The organism is Streptomyces sp. NPDC091292, assembly GCF_044757265.1.
GTDB lineage: Bacteria > Actinomycetota > Actinomycetes > Streptomycetales > Streptomycetaceae > Streptomyces.
In genome coordinates this window covers 1,678,333-1,697,326 of sequence record NZ_JBIVUQ010000001.1, presented here as the reverse complement: position 1 = coordinate 1,697,326, position 18,994 = coordinate 1,678,333, and the positions used below count along the sequence as shown (strand labels likewise).

General features: G+C 70.1%; 18 protein-coding genes. 9 read left to right on the top strand and 9 right to left on the bottom strand.

Annotation, left to right across the window (positions count from 1 at the left end):
• Positions 1-498 precede the first annotated feature (498 nt).
• Positions 499-1,140 (bottom strand): DNA-3-methyladenine glycosylase, encoded by a 642-nt coding sequence (locus ACIQNU_RS08185; RefSeq protein WP_401362296.1) that lies wholly within the window; start codon positions 1,138-1,140, stop codon positions 499-501.
• 158 nt (positions 1,141-1,298) lie between these two features.
• Between ACIQNU_RS08185 and ACIQNU_RS08180 the strand changes: the two genes are divergently transcribed.
• From ACIQNU_RS08180 to ACIQNU_RS08170, 3 genes are all read left to right on the top strand, one after another.
• Entirely contained in the window at positions 1,299-2,081 is a 783-nt protein-coding gene (locus ACIQNU_RS08180) for a sporulation protein (protein WP_401362293.1), read from the top strand.
• A gap of 50 nt (positions 2,082-2,131) precedes the next feature.
• Positions 2,132-2,671 carry a YbhB/YbcL family Raf kinase inhibitor-like protein gene (locus ACIQNU_RS08175; RefSeq protein ID WP_401362290.1) on the top strand — a complete coding sequence of 180 codons (540 nt, stop codon included), beginning with the start codon at positions 2,132-2,134 and terminating at the stop codon, positions 2,669-2,671.
• 185 nt (positions 2,672-2,856) lie between these two features.
• The gene (locus tag ACIQNU_RS08170) at positions 2,857-3,369 is read left to right on the top strand and encodes an HNH endonuclease (RefSeq protein WP_401362287.1); all 513 of its coding nucleotides are present in this window, start codon (positions 2,857-2,859) and stop codon (positions 3,367-3,369) included.
• Positions 3,370-3,475: 106 nt separating this feature from the next.
• On the opposite strand, the gene ACIQNU_RS08165 is transcribed toward ACIQNU_RS08170, so the two are convergent.
• From ACIQNU_RS08165 to ACIQNU_RS08155, 3 genes are all read right to left on the bottom strand, one after another.
• On the bottom strand, positions 3,476-4,423 hold the full coding sequence (locus tag ACIQNU_RS08165; RefSeq protein WP_401362284.1) for an SPFH domain-containing protein: 948 nt from the start codon (positions 4,421-4,423) through the stop codon (positions 3,476-3,478).
• A 135-nt stretch (positions 4,424-4,558) separates the two neighbouring features.
• Complete coding sequence (locus tag ACIQNU_RS08160) at positions 4,559-4,987, bottom strand: NfeD family protein (RefSeq protein ID WP_401362282.1); 429 nt, start codon at positions 4,985-4,987, stop codon at positions 4,559-4,561.
• Between the two features lie 105 nt (positions 4,988-5,092).
• Positions 5,093-5,884: an ABC transporter ATP-binding protein gene (locus ACIQNU_RS08155; protein ID WP_401362280.1), complete on the bottom strand. Its 792-nt coding sequence runs from the start codon at positions 5,882-5,884 to the stop codon at positions 5,093-5,095.
• 128 nt (positions 5,885-6,012) lie between these two features.
• On the opposite strand from ACIQNU_RS08155, the gene ACIQNU_RS08150 reads away from it, so the two are divergent.
• Positions 6,013-6,801 (top strand): hypothetical protein, encoded by a 789-nt coding sequence (locus tag ACIQNU_RS08150; RefSeq protein WP_401362277.1) that lies wholly within the window; start codon positions 6,013-6,015, stop codon positions 6,799-6,801.
• Positions 6,802-6,911: 110 nt separating this feature from the next.
• Here ACIQNU_RS08150 and ACIQNU_RS08145 read toward each other — a convergent pair whose 3' ends face one another.
• The 4 genes from ACIQNU_RS08145 to ACIQNU_RS08130 form a co-directional block, all read right to left on the bottom strand.
• Positions 6,912-7,151 carry a chaplin family protein gene (locus ACIQNU_RS08145; RefSeq protein ID WP_401362274.1) on the bottom strand — a complete coding sequence of 80 codons (240 nt, stop codon included), beginning with the start codon at positions 7,149-7,151 and terminating at the stop codon, positions 6,912-6,914.
• Positions 7,152-7,370: 219 nt separating this feature from the next.
• Positions 7,371-7,616, bottom strand: coding sequence for a chaplin ChpE (gene chpE / locus ACIQNU_RS08140; RefSeq protein WP_401362271.1), 246 nt, complete (start codon positions 7,614-7,616; stop codon positions 7,371-7,373).
• Between the two features lie 211 nt (positions 7,617-7,827).
• Positions 7,828-8,472 (bottom strand): response regulator, encoded by a 645-nt coding sequence (locus ACIQNU_RS08135; protein ID WP_401362268.1) that lies wholly within the window; start codon positions 8,470-8,472, stop codon positions 7,828-7,830.
• Positions 8,465-9,610 (bottom strand): GAF domain-containing sensor histidine kinase, encoded by a 1,146-nt coding sequence (locus ACIQNU_RS08130; RefSeq protein ID WP_401362265.1) that lies wholly within the window; start codon positions 9,608-9,610, stop codon positions 8,465-8,467. Before ACIQNU_RS08130 ends, ACIQNU_RS08135 begins: the two co-directional genes overlap by 8 nt.
• 204 nt (positions 9,611-9,814) lie before the next feature.
• Between ACIQNU_RS08130 and ACIQNU_RS08125 the strand changes: the two genes are divergently transcribed.
• The 3 genes from ACIQNU_RS08125 to ACIQNU_RS08115 all read left to right on the top strand — a co-directional run bounded on the left by ACIQNU_RS08125 (position 9,815) and on the right by ACIQNU_RS08115 (position 12,765).
• A complete protein-coding gene (locus tag ACIQNU_RS08125) occupies positions 9,815-10,558 on the top strand; it encodes an SDR family NAD(P)-dependent oxidoreductase (protein WP_401362262.1) in 744 nt (247 codons plus the stop codon).
• Positions 10,555-11,667, top strand: coding sequence for an S-adenosylmethionine:tRNA ribosyltransferase-isomerase (locus ACIQNU_RS08120; protein WP_401362260.1), 1,113 nt, complete (start codon positions 10,555-10,557; stop codon positions 11,665-11,667). The genes ACIQNU_RS08125 and ACIQNU_RS08120 overlap by 4 nt, the downstream gene beginning before the upstream one ends.
• Positions 11,668-12,033: 366 nt before the next feature.
• Positions 12,034-12,765: a transglycosylase SLT domain-containing protein gene (locus tag ACIQNU_RS08115; protein WP_401362257.1), complete on the top strand. Its 732-nt coding sequence runs from the start codon at positions 12,034-12,036 to the stop codon at positions 12,763-12,765.
• A gap of 168 nt (positions 12,766-12,933) precedes the next feature.
• Here ACIQNU_RS08115 and ACIQNU_RS08110 read toward each other — a convergent pair whose 3' ends face one another.
• Entirely contained in the window at positions 12,934-15,501 is a 2,568-nt protein-coding gene (locus ACIQNU_RS08110) for an FHA domain-containing protein (protein ID WP_401362557.1), read from the bottom strand.
• Positions 15,502-15,791: 290 nt separating this feature from the next.
• Between ACIQNU_RS08110 and ACIQNU_RS08105 the strand changes: the two genes are divergently transcribed.
• Together ACIQNU_RS08105 and serB are read left to right on the top strand one after the other, a co-directional pair.
• Entirely contained in the window at positions 15,792-17,660 is a 1,869-nt protein-coding gene (locus tag ACIQNU_RS08105) for a streptophobe family protein (RefSeq protein WP_401362254.1), read from the top strand.
• Positions 17,661-17,750: 90 nt separating this feature from the next.
• Positions 17,751-18,968, top strand: a complete 1,218-nt coding sequence (serB, locus tag ACIQNU_RS08100; RefSeq protein WP_401362251.1) for a phosphoserine phosphatase SerB — start codon at positions 17,751-17,753, stop codon at positions 18,966-18,968.
• Positions 18,969-18,994: the final 26 nt, after the last annotated feature.

Below are 18,994 nucleotides of genomic sequence, written 5' to 3'. Positions count from 1 at the left end.
GACACGCACGAGAGCGGGACCACCGGAGGAATAATCCGACAGTCCACAACGTCCTCGCTGTGTTTTTTCTTCAAAGGAACCTCGCCCCGACCAGACCGGCCGGAGACGGGGTATCAACATATCTGGCGTTGACTTTTAGCACGCTGTTGAGTTCTCAAGGAACGGACGCTTCCTTTGTACTCACCCCAGAACACTCTCTGCGGCTTTCCTCCGGGCTTCCCTTCGGTGTTTCCGACTCTATCAGAACCTTTCGGCTCCGATTCCCGGTCGGCGGGACTTGCATTGTCTTCCGGCCCTGCGGCCTTTCGACATTCACTACGCTAACCGATTCCCTCGGCAACTCATAATTGAGTGTCGCGGATTCGAATTTCGGCATGCGAAATAAGCACCCGCTGAGGTGTGGTTCGTAGGTAGTGGTTTGGCCGCTTCCGGCTGCTGGCGTAACGCCGTACCCGGGTCAAGCGGCTCGGGCTACCTTACGGACCTGTCCGGGACGAGTCAAGTTCGGCGGCGTCGGGGTGTATGGGCCCGATAAGGGCTCACCGTGGGGTCGTTGGCGATCCAGAAGCGCCAGGGGTGGACGCCCCCTTCGCCGCTGACTCCGGTGCGGGGGCCGTTGCGTACCTGGTCGGGCTGTACCGGGGTGCCGTGGAGCACCGTCAGTGGGGAGTCGGGGCCGGCGCAGACGTCGGTGCCGTCGAGGGCGCGGTCGACGTCGAGGGCGGTGGCGAGCCGTGCGGGGCCTTTGGCCAGTTCCTTGTCGTTTCGGGCCGAGAGTCGACGTTTGCGGGCGAGTTCGGCGCCTTCGGTGATCTCGCCGGCGCGGAGGAGGACTCCGCTGGCGCGGCCTTCGGGTCCGCAGACGAGGTTGAGGCAGTGCCACATGCCGTAGGTGAAGTAGACGTACGCGTGTCCGGGTGGGCCGAACATGACCGCGTTGCGGGCGGTGGGGCCGCGGTAGGCGTGGGAGCCGGGGTCGGTCGCGCCGTCGTAGGCCTCGACCTCGGTGAGGCGGAGTGTGATCGGGCCGTCGGGGGTGGTGCGTATCAGGGTGCGGCCGAGGAGGTCCTGGGCGACGTCGAGGACGGGGCGGTCGAAGAACTCTCGGGCGAGTGGCTGGTGGTCGGGGGCCGCGATCATGCTGTACGAGCGTAGTGCACCTGGTACGCGCGCCGGGGTGGTCAGGTGGCTGTCCGGCGCGCGAGGGTGTGGGCGCGGAACCGGTTGGGTCCGGATCGCGTTGGTAGGGATCGAGGCTTCACACCAGACCACAGGCGTTCAGCCTGGGGAGGAGAGTCATGGGGTTCAAGCGGATGCTGGCGAGCCTGGGGGCCGGCGGTGCTTCGGTGGAGACGGTGCTCACCGAGGAGAATGTGGTCCCGGGTGGGGTCGTGCAGGGTGAGGTGCGGATCCAGGGCGGTTCCGTGAACCAGGAGATCCAGGGTCTGACGGTCGGGTTGCAGGCGCGGGTCGAGGTCGAGGGCAATGACCAGGAGCTGAAGCAGGACGTCGAGTTCACGAAGGAGCGGTTGGGGGGTGCTTTCGAGCTGCAGGCGGGTGCGGTGCACGCGGTGCAGTTCGGGCTGGAGATTCCGTGGGAGACGCCGATCACGAATTTCGCGGGTCAGCGGCTGCACGGGATGAACATCGGGGTGACGACGGAGCTGGAGATCGCGCGGGCTCTGGACTCGGGTGATCTGGATCCGATCAATGTGCATCCGCTGCCGGCGCAGCAGGCGATCCTGGACGCGTTCGGGCAGCTGGGTTTCCGGTTCAAGAGTGCGGACATGGAGCGGGGGCACATCCGGGGGACGCGGCAGCGGTTGCCGTTCTACCAGGAGATCGAGTTCTTCTCGCCGCAGCAGTACCGGGGGTTGAACCAGGTCGAGTTGACGTTCGTGGCGGACGACCGTGAGATGGATGTCGTTCTGGAGATGGACAAGAAGCCGGGGCTGTTCAGTGAGGGCAGTGATTCGTTCCGGTCGTTCACGGTGGGGTTGCGGGACTTCCAGGGCACAGACTGGGCGGGATATCTGAACCAGTGGCTGTCGGAGGTCGGTAGCCGGCGGAACTGGTTCTAGGCTCGGCGCGGGGTATTTACGATCCAGATCCAGATCCAGGAGGTGCTGAGGTGACCGAGCCCAAGAGGCCGCCGCTTCCCCATGACTTCCATCCGCAGGTGCCGTCGTTCTCGGTGGTGAGTGAGGATGTCGGGCCGGGTGCGGTACTGAAGGACGCTCAGGTCCATGCGGGTGGGAACGTTTCGCCGCAGTTGCGGTGGGAGGGGTTCCCGGCGGAGACGAAGAGTTTCGCGGTGTCGTGTTTCGATCCGGACGCGCCGACGGGCAGTGGGTTCTGGCACTGGTCGGTGTTCGACATTCCGGTGTCGGTGACGGAGTTGCCGGCGGGTGCGGGCAGTGGGAAGTTCGAGGGGCTTCCTGAGGGTGCCGTGCAGGTGCGGAACGACTATGGGACGAGGGATTTCGGTGGGGCGGCGCCGCCTCCCGGGGATCCGGCGCACCGGTATGTGTTCACGGTGTACGCGGTGGATCAGGAGAAGCTGGGTCCGGATGCGGAGGCGTCGCCCGCGGTGGTCGGTTTCAATCTGCGGTTCCATACGCTGGCGCGTGCGCAGTTGGTCGGGGTCTATGCGGCTTCGGTGGAAGACTGACGTTCACTGAACGTTTGCCCGTCTCTGGTCATGGAAGTGATCAGGGGCGGGCATTTTTTTGTGTGGGGGCTTGGGGGTGGGTCCTCGGTGAGCGCGATATTGCGTTGTCCATCTCGGCGTGCCCGGCCAGAGTTGTTCCAGCCCGCCAAGGGGTGGGCCGGTGGTGCGTACGGGAGGTGGGCGAGATGCGTGGGACGCTGGTGCTGAATGCGAGCTTTGAACCGTTGTCGACGGTGTCGTTGAACCGTGCGGTCGTGTTGGTGCTGCAGGACAAGGCTGTCGTGGAGCAGGCGCACCCCGGGCTTCGTGTGCGTGCGGCTGAGGTGGATCTTCCGGTGCCGCGGGTGATCAGGTTGTGCCGGTATGTGCGGGTGCCGTTTCGAAGACGGGCTCCGTGGTCGAGGCGGGGTGTGCTGGTGAGGGACCGGCACCGGTGTGCGTACTGCGGGCGGCGGGCGACGACGGTGGACCATGTGGTGCCGCGGGCGCAGGGTGGTGCGGACTCGTGGTTGAACACGGTGGCGTCGTGTGCGGAGGACAATCACCGTAAGGCGGACCGTACGCCGGAGCAGGCGGGGATGCCGTTGTTGCGGGCGCCGTTCGAGCCGACGCCGGCGGACGCGATGCTGTTGGCGTTGGGTCAGGACGACCGGGAGGCGTTGCCGGTGTGGTTGGCGGCGGGGCGGGTGGCCGCGTAGGGCTGCTTGTGTCGTGTGGTGTGGGTACGTGGGTGAGGCGCCCGCTTCCTTGGGAGGCGGGCGCCTCGGTGTGTCCGGTCGTATGGCGGTGGTGCGGTGGTGCGGGTCAGTCGAGGGGGGGTGATTCGCGGCGCTCGGTGCCGGTCTTGGTGGGCTGGGGGCCGCCTGAATTGCCGCCCAGGGGGCCGAAGTTGCCCATGGCGCCGGAGAGTCCCTTGAGGGCGTCGCCGATTTCGCTGGGGACGATCCAGAGTTTGTTGGCGTCGCCTTCGGCGATCTTCGGGAGCATCTGGAGGTACTGGTAGGCGAGGAGTTTCTGGTCCGCGTCTCCGGCGTGGATGGATTCGAAGACGGTGCGGATGGCCTGGGCTTCGCCTTCGGCGCGGAGGGCGGCGGCTTTGGCTTCACCTTCGGCGCGGAGGATGGCGGACTGCTTCTCGCCTTCGGCGGTGAGGATCTGGGACTGGCGGATGCCTTCGGCGGTGAGGATGGCGGCGCGCTTGTCGCGGTCGGCGCGCATCTGCTTCTCCATCGAGTCCTGGATGGAGGTGGGCGGTTCGATGGCTTTGAGTTCGACGCGGTTGACGCGGATGCCCCATTTGCCGGTGGCTTCGTCGAGGACGCCGCGGAGTGCTGCGTTGATTTCCTCGCGTGAGGTGAGGGTGCGTTCCAGGTCCATGCCGCCGATGATGTTGCGGAGGGTGGTGACGGTGAGCTGTTCGATGGCCTGGATGTAGCTGGCGACTTCGTAGGTCGCGGCGCGGGCGTCGGTGACCTGGTAATAGATGACGGTGTCGATGTTGACGACGAGGTTGTCCTGGGTGATCACCGGTTGGGGCGGGAAGGGCACGACTTGTTCGCGCAGGTCGATGCGGTTGCGGATCGAGTCGATGAAGGGGACGACGATGTTGAGGCCCGCGTTGAGGGTGCGGGTGTAGCGGCCGAAGCGTTCGACGATGGCGGCGCTGGCCTGTGGGATCACCTGGATGGTTTTGATCAGCGCGATGAAGACCAGCACCACCAGAATGATCAGGACGATGATGATCGGTGCCATCGTGTCTCCCCGTGCCCTTCTCTGCTTGAAGATCTTGCTGGTCGAGTCTGTCAGACGGTCGTGTGGTGCGTATGGCGTTCGGTTGACCTGGCGGTCGGTGGGCCGGTGTCCGAAGGGCCTTGTGGCGGTGGGGAGTTACACCACGATGGCGGTGGCTCCTTCGATGTCGACGACGTCGACCTGTTGTCCTGGTTCGTAGATCTGGTCGCTGTTGAGTGCGCGGGCGGACCAGATTTCGCCGGCGAGTTTGATGCGTCCGTCGGAGCCGGTGACGCGTTCGAGTACGACGGCTTGTCTGCCTTTCAACGCGTCGATGCCTGAGGCGTGTTCGGGGCGTTGGGAGCGGTGTCGGCGCGCGATGGGGCGTACGACCGCGATGAGTGCGACGGATACGGCGACGAAGATGAGGACTTGGAGGACGATGTCGCCTCCGAGTGCCGCGGTGACGGCTCCGGCGACCGCGCCGACGGCGAGCATGCCGAATTCGGGCATTGCGGTCACCACCAGCGGTATGCCGAGCCCGACTGCTCCGATCAGCCACCACACCCACGCTTCGATGTCCACGTGGTCATGGTAGGTCCGGGAGTCGGGTCGCGGACAGGGCTCCGATCAGGTCAGTGCCGCGGGGGTGGTTCGAGGTGGTGCGGGGTGGGTTCGGGGGTGTCCGGGTCAGGTCATCGGGAGGCCCTGGGCGGACCAGCGGTCGCCGCGCTGTTCGACGAGGAGGGGCAGTCCGAAGCAGAGGGAGAGGTTGCGTGAGGTGAGTTCGAGTTCGAGGGGGCCTGCGGCGAGGACCTTGCCCTGGCGGATCATGAGGACGTGGGTGAAGCCGGGGGCGATCTCTTCGACGTGGTGGGTGACCATGATCATGGAGGGGGCGATGGGGTCGCGGGCGAGGCGTCCCAGGCGTCGGACCAGGTCTTCTCTGCCGCCGAGGTCGAGTCCTGCGGCGGGTTCGTCGAGGAGGAGGAGTTCGGGGTCGGTCATGAGGGCGCGGGCGATGAGGGTGCGCTTGCGTTCGCCTTCGGAGAGGGTGCCGAACTTGCGGTCCAGGTAGTCGCTCATGCCGAGGCGGTCGAGGAAGGCGCGGGCGCGTTGTTCGTCGATGTCCTCGTAGTCCTCGTGCCAGCCGGCGGTCATGCCGTAGGCGGCGGTGAGGACGGTCTGGAGGACGGTCTGCCGCTTGGGGAGCTTTTCGGCCATCGCGATGCCGGCGATGCCGATGCGGGGGCGGAGTTCGAAGACGTCGACGCGGCCGAGTTGCTCGCCGAGGATGGTGGCGGTGCCGGTGCTCGGGAAGAGGTAGCTGGAGGCGACGTTGAGGAGGGTGGTCTTGCCGGCGCCGTTGGGGCCGAGGATGACCCAGCGCTCGCCTTCCTTGACCGACCAGGAGACCTGGTCGACCAGAGCCCGGCCCTCGCGGACCACTGATACGTCCACCAGCTCCAGTACATCGCTCATGAGCGCGTTGTCTCCCCTTGCAGTGTCGGCCGGGCGGTTCTCTTGCGTCGGTGGACGCAGTCCCCAGGGAAAACCTACGCCACCGGTTGGGCGGACTGTTCCATCGGTCGGTCCTTAGGGTGGGTTCCATGCTCTCGGAACCACGCTCTGGACGGTTGGCGGCTTGGGGAAATGCCCTGTTGGCCGGTTTTGTCTCACCTGATGACGCGGTGCTCGCCATGGTGGGTGAGGACGCGGTGCACCGGGTCGAGGGGCTTCCCGGTGAGTCCGGGCCCGTCGGTCTGACGCTTGCCCTCGGGCGGCTGCGGTCGCTCGGGGTGACCGGGCTGCGGGTGGCGCTGCCGGTGCCGGGGCACCCGCTGGGGCTCAGCGGGCCGCCCGAGTTCAACGCGCGCGCCCTGGAGGCGGAGGAGGCGGTGGTCTGTCAGGGCGCCGCGCTCGGTCTCGTACCGGAGGTGGCCGAGGTGGGGCCGGAGGGTGATGTGCACACGGAGGTCGTGTGGCACTGTCTGCCGGTCCGTGAGGCGCCGCCGGCGGATGTGCCGTCGCTGAGTGAGGCGGAGCGGGAGTTGGCGGAGGCGCTGCGCGAGGCGACGGAGGTGCTGTCCCGGCTGGATGTGGCGGGTTCCGGTCCGGTCGCGGAGGCAGCGGTGGACGCGTACCGGGCGCGGGCGGAGCGGGGCCGCGAGGTGCTGGCTCCCGGGTATCCGCCGCGTGCGGTACGGGTGTTGGAGCTGGCGCAGCGGGTGGGGTTGCTGGTGTCGGTGGCGTACGAGTACGAGCACGGGCACGGGGGTGCGGTGAGCGCGTCGGAGATGGCGGCGCGGTCGGGGGCGCTGCGTCCGGTGGAGCGGACGGCTCGGCGGGCGCAGGTGGCGGCGTACAACGCGTATGTGGAGCAGCGCGAGGTGCGGTGACGGGGGGCGCGGGGGTACGACGGTGGCGGGGGCGTGGGGTGCGGGGTGCCGCGGGTGCGGAACGGCCCCGCGGATCGGGTCCGCGGGGCCGTTCCTGGGGTGGGGCGTGGTCAGCCGTTGGCGCCCGTGTTGCCGAAGGCCGGGTTCAGGAGACCGATGACGTTGACGCTGTTGCCGACGACGTTCACCGGGACGTGGACCGGGACCTGGATGGTGTTGCCCGAGGCGACGCCCGGCGAACCGATGGCCGCGCCCTCGGCGCCGGCGTCGGCGACAGCCGCTCCGGCGGAGGCGCCCGCGGCGATACCGGCGACGGCGACGGCCAGGGCGGCCTTCTTGGCGATGTTCATGGGAACTGCTCCTCCTGGGTGTGCGGTGCGACCCGGCCGCGGGTCGCACGCTGAGAACCGTGCGCCCCCCGCGGACGACACGGGGCGCCCCTCCGTTCGGCCCGATCGGAGCAATAGGACGACGAGACGATGGGCGGCCCGGCGCCCGGTGCGGGAAAGCGCGACCGGCCCCCTGGTCGTGCCGGGGGGCCGGTGGTCACTGGCGGACCAGGGGCTTCGTCAGTGGTTGAGGCCGAGGTTGCCGAAGGCCGGGTTGAGCACACCGATGACGTTCACGGTGTTGCCCACCGCGTTCACCGGGATGTGGATCGGGGCCTGGATCAGGTTGCCCGAGCCGACGCCCGGCGAGTGCACGGCCTGACCGCCCGCGTGCGCGCCGTCCGTGGCGGAGGCGAGGCCGGCGCCGGCGACGACGAGGCCGCCCGCCACCATCGTCACGGCTGCGGCCTTCTTCAGGTTCTTCACTTCTGGGTCCTCCTCGCGGTTGCCGCGACCGTGCGTCGCGGCATGTCATGGAGAACGGCCGGGGGTCCGGGAGGATGCGCCATTCGGGGGACATCCACACGACGGTATGAATCTCATCCCGGAGGGGAACCATCCGCTTCTGCTCCGGGTGGTGTGCGCCGGAGCGCGGTGCGACGGGTCGCGCCCGCGTATGCGCCGGTCACACGGTGGGTCAGCCGGTCACGCCGTGTCGTACGGCCCAGAGGGCGGCCTGGGTGCGGTCGGCGAGGTCGAGTTTCATGAGGATGTTCGAGACGTGGGTCTTGACGGTCTTCTCGGAGAGGACGAGGGCGCGGGCGATCTCGCGGTTGGAGCGTCCGTCGGCGATGAGGGCGAGGACCTGCCGCTCCCGCTCGGTGAGGGTGCTGCCTCTGCCGTGCCCGGTGTGGGTGTCGTCCTGGGAGAGCAGGGCGCCCGCCACCTCCGACTGGAGGAGGACATGCCCGGCGTGTACGGAGCGGATGGCTCCGGCGAGGGCTTCGGGGTCGACGTCCTTGTACACGTACCCGGCGGCTCCGGCGCGCAGGGCGGGGACCACGGTGCGCTGCTCGGTGAAGCTGGTGACGATGAGCACGCGTGCGGGGTTGTCGAGTTCGCGGAGGCGGCGCAGGGCCTCGACGCCGTCCATGCCGGGCATCTTGATGTCCATGAGGACGACGTCCGGTGTGAGTTCCTGGGCCTGGTCGACGCCTTCGATGCCGTCCGACGCCTCCCCCACGACCTCGATGTCGTCCTGGACCTCCAGGAAGGTGCGCAGTCCGCGGCGGACCACCTGATGGTCGTCCACCAGGAGCACGCGAATCCTCTTGTCAGCCACCGGGGACCTCCATCTCGATCGTGGTGCCCTTTCCGGGCGCCGAAGTGACGGTGAGCGTGCCGCCGACGCCGCCGGCGCGGTCCCGCATGGAGACGAGTCCGAGGTGGCGTCCCGCGCGGCGCACGGCGCGGGGTTCGAAGCCGGTGCCGTCGTCGGTGACGCGCAGGACGGCGCCCTGGCCGTGCCGCTCCAGGCGGATGTCGACGCGGTCGGCGCCGGAGTGCCGCAGGGCGTTGTGCAGGGCTTCCTGGGCGACGCGGAGCATGGCTTCCTCCTGCGCGGCGGGCAGGGCGCGCAGGGCGCCGCTGGTGAAGGTGATGCGGGCGGAGTGGGCGCGGTCGAGGACGTGCGCGTGGGTGCGCAGGGTGGCGGCGAGGCCGTCCTCGTCGAGTCCGGCGGGGCGCAGTTCGACGACGGCGGCGCGCAGCTCGTCGGCGGCTTCGGCGGCGAGGGCGGCGACCTGGTGCAGTTCGCCCTTCGCGCGTGTGGGGTCGCGGTCGACGAGGGCGGCGGCGGCCTGGGCGGTGAGGCGCAGCGAGAACAGTTTCTGGCTGACGGCGTCGTGCAGTTCGTGGGCGAGGCGGGAGCGTTCCTCGGCGATGGTCAGCTCGCGGCTGCGCTCGTAGAGCCGGGCGTTGGTGAGGGCGATGGCGGCGTGCTGGGCGAGGATCGACAGGAGTTCCTCGTCGTCCTCGGTGAAGCCGCAGCTTCCGTCGGGTTTGGGGCAGTTCTTGTTGGCGAGGAAGAGGATGCCGATGGTCTCGTCGCCGTCGCGGATGGGCAGGCCCAGGAAGTCGGACATGTCGGGGTGGGCGGAGGGCCAGCCTTCGAAGCGGGGGTCCTTGCGGACGTCGGCGAGGCGTTCGGTCTTCTCGCCGTGGAGCATGGCGGCGAGGATGCCGTGCTGGCGGGGCAGGGGGCCGATCGCGCGCCACTGTGCGTCGCTGACGCCGTCGACGACGAACTGGGCGAAGCCGCCGTGGTCGTCGGGCACGCCCAGCGCCGCGTACTGCGCGTCGAGCAGTTCGCGGGCGGAGGCGACGATCGTCTTGAGGACGTCGCGGACCTCCAGGTGTCTGCTCATGGCCAGCAGCGCGGTACTCACCGCGTAGAGGCCGGAGCGTGGGGCGTGACTCATGGTTTCACCGTACCGGCGGGGTGTGACAGTGCGTATCGGACCAGTGGCGGCGCCCGGCTAGGGCGCTGGGCCTAGGACGAAGGGACCCGTAGGTGGGGGCGCTCGTCCGAGGCGGCCGGGACCTGCTCGTTCCTACCGTGGGGATGCAGTCGCCGACGGACCGGTCGGGTGCGTCGGCGGGTACGCGAGAGGGGACGGACTGTCATGCCGGTGGCGATCATCACGGGGGCGTCGAAGGGGTTGGGGCGGGCGCTGGGCGCGGCGCTCGCGGACAGCGGCTGGGATCTGGTCCTGGGCGCGCGGACGGCGGAGGTGCTTCAGGAGACGGCTGGTGCGCTGCGGGCGTACGGCACGCGTGTGGAGGCGGTCGCGGGGGATGTCGGGGACGCGGCGTACCGGGCGGAGCTGGTGGCCGTGGCGCGGGGTCTCGGCGGCCTCGATCTGCTGGTGAGCAATGCGAGCGCGCTGGGCGCGGAGCCGCTGGTGCGGCTGGACGCGCTGCCGCTGGAGGGGTTGCGGGCGGCGCTGGAGACGAATGTGGTGGCGGCGCTCGGGCTGGTGCAGGAGGCGTTGCCGTTGTTGCGTGCCTCGCGCGCGGGGACGGTGATCGCGGTCAGTTCGGACGCGGCGGCGGAGCCGTACGAGACGTGGGGCGGGTACGGGGCGTCGAAGGCGGCGCTGGATCAGCTGTCGGCGGTGCTGGGGGTGGAGGAGCCGGGGCTGCGGGTGTGGGCGGTGGATCCGGGTGACATGCGGACGGATCTGTACCGGGCCGCTGTGCCGGTGGACGACGATGCGGGGCGTCCGCTGCCGGAGGCGGTGGTGCCGGCGTTCCTGCGGCTGCTCGACCGGCGTCCGGCGAGCGGCCGGTACGCGGCGCCCGCGCTGCTGCAGCCGCCGGAGGACCCGGCGCCGGGTGCGGCGTATGTCGCGGGTGACGTGCGATGACGGTGGGTGAGGGTGCGGGGCTGCGGATCCGGGTGCCGGAGGAGCTGTCGGCGCGGGTGCCGGTGGAGCAGCGGGGTCCGGGGCTGGACCGGGGGGCGGTGCGGTTGCTGGTGTCGCACGGTACGGAGGTGGCGCATCACGTCTTCGCGGAGTTGCCGAAGCTGTTGCGGGCGGGTGACCTGCTGGTCGTGAACACTTCGCCGACGCTGGCGGCGGCGGTGGACGGGCGGATCGGCCGCGCGCGCGTGGTGGTGCATTTCTCGACGCGTGGGGACGACGGGAGGTGGGCCGTCGAGGTGCGGGATCCGGACGGGAGGGGCACCACGCGCGCGCGTGCGGGCGGGCCCGCGGGGACGGAGGTGGGGCTGCCGGGCGGGGCGCGGCTGGTCCTGGAGGAGCCGCTGGCGGCGCGGGGCGGGGGTGCTGCGGGGCAAGGGGGTGGAGGTCCGGCGGGGCAGGGGGGCGGGGCTCGGCTGTGGTGGGCGCGGGTGTCGGTGCGGGACGTGCCGGGGCTGCTGCGCGGGTACGGGCGGCCCATCCGGTACGCGTACACGGAGCGGGATCAGCCGCTGTCGGTGTACCAGTCGGTGTTCGCGCTGGACGGCCCTGACGGTGCGGGCAGTGCGGAGATGCCGAGCGCGTCGCGGCCCTTCACGGCGCGGATGGTGACGGATCTGGTGATCAGGGGGGTGCGGTTCGCGCCGGTGACGTTGCATACGGGGGTGGCGTCGGTGGAGGCGCACGAGCCGCCGTATCCGGAGCGTTTCGAGGTGCCGGAGCCGTCGGCGCGGCTGATCAACGCCGCTCGCGCGGGGGACGGGCGGGTGATCGCGGTGGGGACGACGGCGGTGCGGGCGGTGGAGTCGGCGGCGGGCGCGGACGGGCAGGTGCGGGGTGCGGCGGGGTGGACGGATCTGGTGGTGGAGCCGGAGCGGGGGGTGCGGGTGGTGGACGGGCTGCTGACCGGGCTGCACGAGCCGGAGGCGTCTCATCTGCTGATGCTGGGGGCCATCGCGGGGCGGGCGGCGCTGGCGCGGAGCTATGACGAGGCCCTGAGGGGGCTGTATCTGTGGCATGAGTTCGGAGATCTGCACCTCCTATTTCCGTAATTCCGGACATAGTCGGGCAATAGCCGAGCTGGCGAATTCTTACGTTCCGCATTGCTTGGGCAACCAGTGGTGAGACTGTTACCTGCCCGATGTGACGCCGAGCATAGGACGCAGATCACGTACGAGGGTCCCTAGTAGTGACATAAAGGTCCTGTCAGCGGGGCGGAAGCCTGAATTCCGGGTTAACCCCGGCCCCCTGATCCACTATCCGGCTTCGTACGTCACATGATTGCCAGCGAATTTTGCGACCGCTAAGAATGGCCACCGTCGCTCGGCGCTGTGGGGTCTTACCCCCGGCGTTTGTGTCGGAAACATCTGTCCCCACCGGACCGCGAGCGACCTCCGCTATTCGAAGAGGTCCCTGCCATGTCCAAGAACAGCACCATTCCTGGTCATAGTCGCTCGACGCTGACCAAGACCCACAAGCTCTCGATCGCCGGTGTGGCGACGCTGGGCGCCGCGGCTCTCGCGTTCTCGATCGTCCCTGCCTCGGCCGACACCGGCTCCCAGGACGTCTCCGCCGCTCCGGTCGCGTTCTCGATGCCGCAGAGCTCGCAGCAGGTCAAGGAAGTCCACGCCGCCGTCACCGACCAGCTGGCCGGCGCCGACCAGAAGGTCAAGGCCGCCGCCGAGCTGAAGACGCAGCGCGACGAGGCCGCCAAGAAGGAAGCCGACGTCGCCGCCAAGGCCGAGCAGGCGAAGGCCGACGCGAACCAGTCCCGGCAGCAGACGAACGACGCCGCCAGCCGCTCGGCGACCACCCGCACGGTGGCGTACCCGAACAACCTCGACGGCTGGATCCGCGAGTCGCTGGACATCATGAAGCAGAACGGCATCCCGGGCTCGTACGACGGCCTGTACCGCAACATCATGCGGGAGTCGAGCGGCAACCCGCGCGCCATCAACAACTGGGACATCAACGCCCGCAACGGCATCCCCTCGCAGGGCCTGCTGCAGGTCATCCCGCCGACGTTCAACGCGTACCACGTCCCCGGTACGTCGATGGACATCTACGACCCGGTCGCCAACATCACGGCCGCGGCCAACTACGCCGCCGACCGCTACGGCTCGATGGACAACGTCTTCAGCGCCTACTGAGCCCTTCTCCGGACCTCCCGGGGCTCAGCGCCGCAAGCACCGCCGAAGGGCGGCACCCACCCGGGGTGCCGCCCTTCGGCGTGCTCGGACGGCGCGTCGCGCCGCGGTGACCGTCTGCGACCCGCGCGTGACCACACGCTGCTCACGCATGATCACGTACTACTCGCGCTACTTGCGCATGACCTCGGGCTCGTGGCGGCGCAGGAAGCGCGCCACCAGGACGCCGCACAGCGCGCCGAGCACGAGCAGCGCGCCCATGTCCATCAGCCAGGCCGACGCGTCGTGGTCCCACAGCGGGTCCGTGCTGGTCGGGTCGTCCGTGTTGGGGTTGACCCGGTTGAAGTCCAGCGTGGCGCCCGCGGCGGCGACCGCCCAGCGGGACGGCATCAGGTACGAGAACTCGTTGACGCCGACGCTGCCGTTCAGCGTGAAGAGGCAGCCGGTGAACACGACCTGGACGATCGCGAACATCACCAGCAGCGGCATGGTCTTCTCGGCGGTCTTCACCAGCGAGGAGATGACCAGGCCGAACATCATCGAGGCGAAGCCCAGCGCCATGATCGGCAGCGACAGCTCCAGGAGCGAGAGACCGCCGAGGACGATGCCCTCCTCGGGGATCGTCCGCAGCGAGAAACCGATACCGCCGATGATCGCGCCCTGGACCACGGTGATCACGCCGAGGACGATGACCTTGGACATGAGGTACGCCGAACGGGACAGGCCGGTCGCCCGCTCCCGTTCGTAGATCACCCGTTCCTTGATCAGCTCACGGACCGAGTTGGCGGCGCCCGAGAAACAGGCGCCCACCGCGAGGATCAGCAGCACGGTCGGCGCGGTGCCGTTCGGGACCAGGGTGCCGTCGGCCCGTGGCGCGTTGGCCGTCAGGCCCTGGTCGGGATCGATCAGCATGCTCACCACACCGAGGACCGCCGGCAGGATCAGCATCAACGCCATGAAGCCCTTGTCGGACGCGATGACCGACACATAGCGGCGGATCAGCGTGAACAGCTGTGAGCCCCAGCCCTGCGGCTTGGGCGGACGCACCGCCTGCGCGGGTGGCACCTGCATCGACTGGGCGGCCACGGCGTCGATGTCCGCGGCGTACATCTGGTAGTGCTGCGAGCCCTTCCAGCGGCCCGCCCAGTCGTAGTCGCGGTAGTTCTCGAAGGCGGAGAACACATCGGCCCAGGTGCTGTAGCCGAAGAAGTTCAGCGCCTCCTCCGGCGGACCGAAGTACGCGACGGAACCGCCCGGCGCCATCACCAGGAGCTTGTCGCAGATCGCCAGCTCGGCCACGGAGTGTGTGACGACGAGGACCGTACGGCCGTCGTCGGCGAGGCCGCGCAGCAACTGCATGACATCGCGGTCCATGCCCGGGTCGAGGCCGGAGGTCGGCTCGTCCAGGAAGATCAGCGACGGCTTCGTCAGCAGCTCCAGCGCGACCGAGACCCGCTTGCGCTGACCGCCGGAGAGCGAGGTGACCCGCTTCTCCTTGTGGATGTCCAGCTTCAGCTCGCCCAGCACCTCGCCGATGCGCTGCTCGCGCTCCTGCTCGCTGGTGTCCGCAGGAAAGCGCAGCTTGGCCGCGTACTTGAGGGCCTTCTTGACGGTCAGTTCCTTGTGCAGGATGTCGTCCTGCGGGACCAGACCGATGCGCTGCCGCAGCTCGGCGAACTGCTTGTACAGGTTCCGGTTGTCGTAGAGGACATCGCCCTGATCGGCGGGGCGGTAGCCCGTGAGCGCCTTGAGCAGGGTCGACTTGCCGGAGCCCGAAGGGCCGATGACCGCGACGAGGGACTTCTCCGGGACGCCGAAGGACACGTCCTTGAGGATCTGCTTGCCGCCGTCCACGGTGACCGTGAGGTGGCGCGCCGAGAAGGAGACCTCACCGGTGTCGACGAACTCTTCGAGCCGGTCCCCGACCAGGCGGAACGTCGAGTGGCCGACGCCGACGATGTCGTTCGGGCCGAGCAGCGCGGAGCCGCCCTTGGCGATCGGCATACCGTTGACATAGGTGCCGTTGTGCGAGCCGAGGTCGCGGATCTCGAAGCGGCCGTCGGGCGTCGCGTGGAACTCGGCGTGGTGGCGGGAGACCTGGAGGTCGGAGACGACCAGCTCGTTCTCCAGGGCGCGGCCGATCCGCATCACCCGGCCGAGCGAGAACTGGTGGAACGTGGTGGGGCTGCGGTCGCCGTAGACGGGCGGCGCCCCCGCGACACCGCCCGCTCCAGGTCCCTGCTGGTGGGGCACCTGCGGGGCCTGCTGCTGCCAGCCCTGCTGAGGCGGCTGTTGCTGACCGTGTTGCGGTGCCTGGTGGCCCTGCCCCGGCGCCTGCTGCCCGTGCTGGGGAGCCTGCGGCTGCTGACCGGCCCAGCCCTGCTGCGGCGGGGCGGCCTGCTGATGCTGCGGCGCCTGCTGCTGCGGCGCGGCCACGGAGGCGGCGGCGGTGCCCTGCGCGGTGACGCGCGGCCCGTCGGTCGCGTTGCCCAGGTGCACCGCCGCACCGGGGCCGATCTCCATCTGATGGATCCGCTGGCCCTGTACGAAGGTGCCGTTCGTGCTGCCGTGGTCCTCGATGACCCAACTCCGGCCGCTCCAGCTGACCGTGGCGTGACGCCAGGACACCCGGGCGTCGTCGAGCACGATGTCACCCTGCGGATCGCGTCCGATGGCATATGGCCTGGATGGATCGAGCGTCCAGGTTCTTCCGTTCAATTCCAGTACGAGTTCCGGCACTCCATGCCCCACGTGATTTGTCCCCCGAAGTAGCCCCGTCGATGGGGAGTCTAGGGATGTCGAACATCGTGGGGAACTATTTCAGGCTCAGGCACCCGACCGAAAGTCGGGCCTTGTGAAGACTGCGTACGGGCTGTAGCGCCCGGCCCGTTGACGGCCCGCAGACCCGCCCCGAGAGTGGGAACCGCCCATGAGGCTCAGGGATCTTACGGATGGGGCATAGAGCGCACAACCGAAGCGGACGCCGCTTCGGCGGGGTGGTTTTCGGCGGTTCTGATCGGGGGGGCCTGATGGAGAGCGGCGATTACGGGAACGGCGACCGGGGCGGCACAACGGGCGGGGGTCGTACCAGGGGTCTGCGGTGGGGCGACATCCTGTTGTCCGCCGTCGCCTCGGTCGGCTGGGCGCTGATCGGGATGGCGGGGGTCGCCGCGCTCGGGCTGCATCTGCTCGGCGCGGACGCGGCCGGGTCGCTGGGCCCGATGACGGCGGCGGCGGTCGCGCTCGGCGTAGGTGGTTCGGTCACGCCGTCCGGTGACGTCTCCGCGTTCGGACTGGAGGGCGCGCAGGCGACCACCGCCATCGAGATCACGCCACTCGGCGTCTCCCTGGTGGGGGCGCTGCTCCTCTCCTGGTTCTTCCTGCGGTCGCTGCGCGCGCTGGGCGCCACGGTGTCGCCCGGTGAACTCGCCGCGCGCGCGGGCAGCGTGGTCGCCCTGTTCGTGGCGGTGCTCGGCGGTCTCGCGTGGGCGGGGCACGACGTCATCACGCTCGACGGCGCCGCGCTCGGCCTCGACCAGGTGCCCGGCGACGTGTTGCCCGACGGCATCGGGGAGCATCTGCCGGACGGGCTCGGATCGATCGGGGACATCGGCGACATCGGGGACATCGGGGGGCTGTTGCCGGACCGGCTCGGCGATCTGGCCGGCGCGAAGGCCGCGGTCGGCTTCACCGTCGAGACCGGCGCCACGCTCGCGGGCGGCGCGCTCTGGGTCGTCGGTGTCCTGCTGATCGCGCTGCTCGCCTCACGCCGTACCCCACTGCCCCGGTCCTGGCACGCAGTGCACCGGGTGGTACGCCCTGCCGTGTCCGCGCTCGTCACCGTGCTGCTGATGGCGGTCGCTGCCGGGTTCGCGGCGGCGGCATACGCGGCGATCGGCGACGACCATCCGAAGCGGATCGCGGGCGCGGCGCTGCTCGGGGCGCCGAACGGGGTCTGGCTCGGCATCCCCATCGGCCTGTTCGTCCCGTGGGACGGCCGGGCGACCGGTGAGCTGGCCAAGCTGCTGCCCGATCCGCTCGACGAACTCCTCCGGGTCCGGGCCGGCGAACCGGTCACGCTGGGCCGGCTGGCCGAACTCGACGGCAGGGTATGGCTGTTGGGCGTCGCGGTCGCGGTGATGATGCTGCTCGCGGGCGTCCTCACGGCGGCCCGCACACCGGTCGTCAGGGCAGCGGCGGTACGGGACCGGGACGGCGGTGGAGCCCGGGAGCCGGGCGCCCTCGGATTCGCCGGCCGGTGCGCGCTGCGGCTCGGCATCGTGACGGCCCTGGCGCTGCCCCTGCTCGCCCGGCTCACGGACGTGTCGGCCGACGCCTCGCTCTCGGTCCTCGGCTTCGACGCGTTCGGCGCCGGGATCGATCTGCGCGGTCAGCGCGGCATGGCCCTGCTGCTGGGGGCCCTGTGGGGCGCGGGCGCCGGAGCGGTGGGCGCGCTGCTGGCGCGGGCGACCGGGGCCGCGGGAAGCCGGGCGGCGCCCCTCGCCGTCGGCGGGCGGGGGCACGCGGGCGGTGACGGCGGAGGGCCCGGGGGTACGGGAAGCTCCGGCGGTACGAGGGGTTCCGGCGCCCCCGACAACCCAGCCGGCACCGACAGCTCCGGCCCCTACTCCCCCGCCACCCCCTACCGGCCACCCAACCCCGACACCAACCCGTACCTACGGCTCCCGGGCGACGTCTCCGCCGCGCCGACCATGGTGGGCCCGGTGACCCCACCGCCGACGCCACCGAAACGGCCGGCGACACCACCCCCGTCCACCCCTCCCCCGGCGCCCCCACCCCCCGTACCACCACGCGTACCGCCACCCGCGCCACCCCGCGTGCCACCCCGTCCGCCGAAGGACGGGCCGCCGTCCGCAGGGCCGGGGCGGCGGCGCTGATCAGAGGCCGGAGGCGGGGTGGCGGCGGGGTGTCCGACGGGCGGACCCGTAGGGCGCGTGGCACCCCGTGCCGGATACGGTGGAAGCACCATGAGCGCTTCGCAGACCTCAGACGGTCACACTGACGTTCCCACTCTCCTGGTCAAGATCTTCGGCAAGGACCGGCCCGGGATCACCGCCGGGCTGTTCGACACCCTTGCCGCCTACTCCGTCGATGTCGTCGACATCGAGCAGGTCGTCACCCGTGGCCGTATCGTCCTGTGCGCGCTCGTGACGGAGCCGCCCAGCGGTCTCGCGGGCGACCTGCGGGCCACCGTGCACAGCTGGGCCGAGTCCATGAAGATGCAGGCCGAGATCATCTCGGGGCACGGCGACAACCGGCCGCGCGGTGTCGGCCGTTCCCTCGTCACCGTCCTCGGGCACCCGCTGACGGCCGAGTCGACGGCGGTCATAGCGGCACGTATCACCGAGACCGGCGGCAACATCGACCGTATCTTCCGGCTCGCCAAGTACCCCGTGACCGCCGTCGAGTTCGCGGTGTCCGGCACCGGGACCGAGACCCTGCGGACGGCGCTCGCGACCGCGTCCGCCGCGCTGGGCGTGGATGTCGCCGTCGTCGCGGCGGGGCTGCACCGCAGGGCGCAGCGCCTGGTCGTGATGGACGTCGACTCGACGCTCATCCAGGACGAGGTGATCGAACTGTTCGCCGCGCACGCCGGGTGCGAGGAGGAGGTCGCCGGGGTGACGGCGGCGGCGATGCGGGGCGAGCTGGACTTCGAAGAGTCCCTGCACGCGCGCGTGGCGCTCCTCGCGGGCCTGGACGCGTCGGTCGTGGAGAAGGTCCGCAGCGAGGTTCGGCTGACGCCGGGCGCGCGCACCCTGATCCGTACGCTGAAGCGGCTCGGCTTCCAAGTGGGCGTGGTCTCCGGCGGGTTCACCCAGGTCACCGACGATCTGAAGGACCGCCTCGGGCTCGACTTCGCGCAGGCCAACACGCTGGAGATCGTCGACGGCAGGCTCACCGGCCGGGTCACCGGCGAGATCGTGGACCGGGCGGGCAAGGCGCGGCTGCTGCGCCGGTTCGCCGCCGAGGCGGGGGTGCCGCTGGCGCAGACGGTGGCGATCGGCGACGGCGCCAACGACCTCGACATGCTGAACGCCGCCGGGCTCGGCGTCGCCTTCAACGCCAAGCCCCTGGTCCGCGAGGCCGCGCACACCGCCGTGAACGTGCCCTTCCTGGACACCGTCCTCTACCTCCTGGGCATCACCCGCGAAGAGGTCGAGGCGGCCGACACGCACGACGACTGACGGATACGGGGGCCTGCCCTGTATCC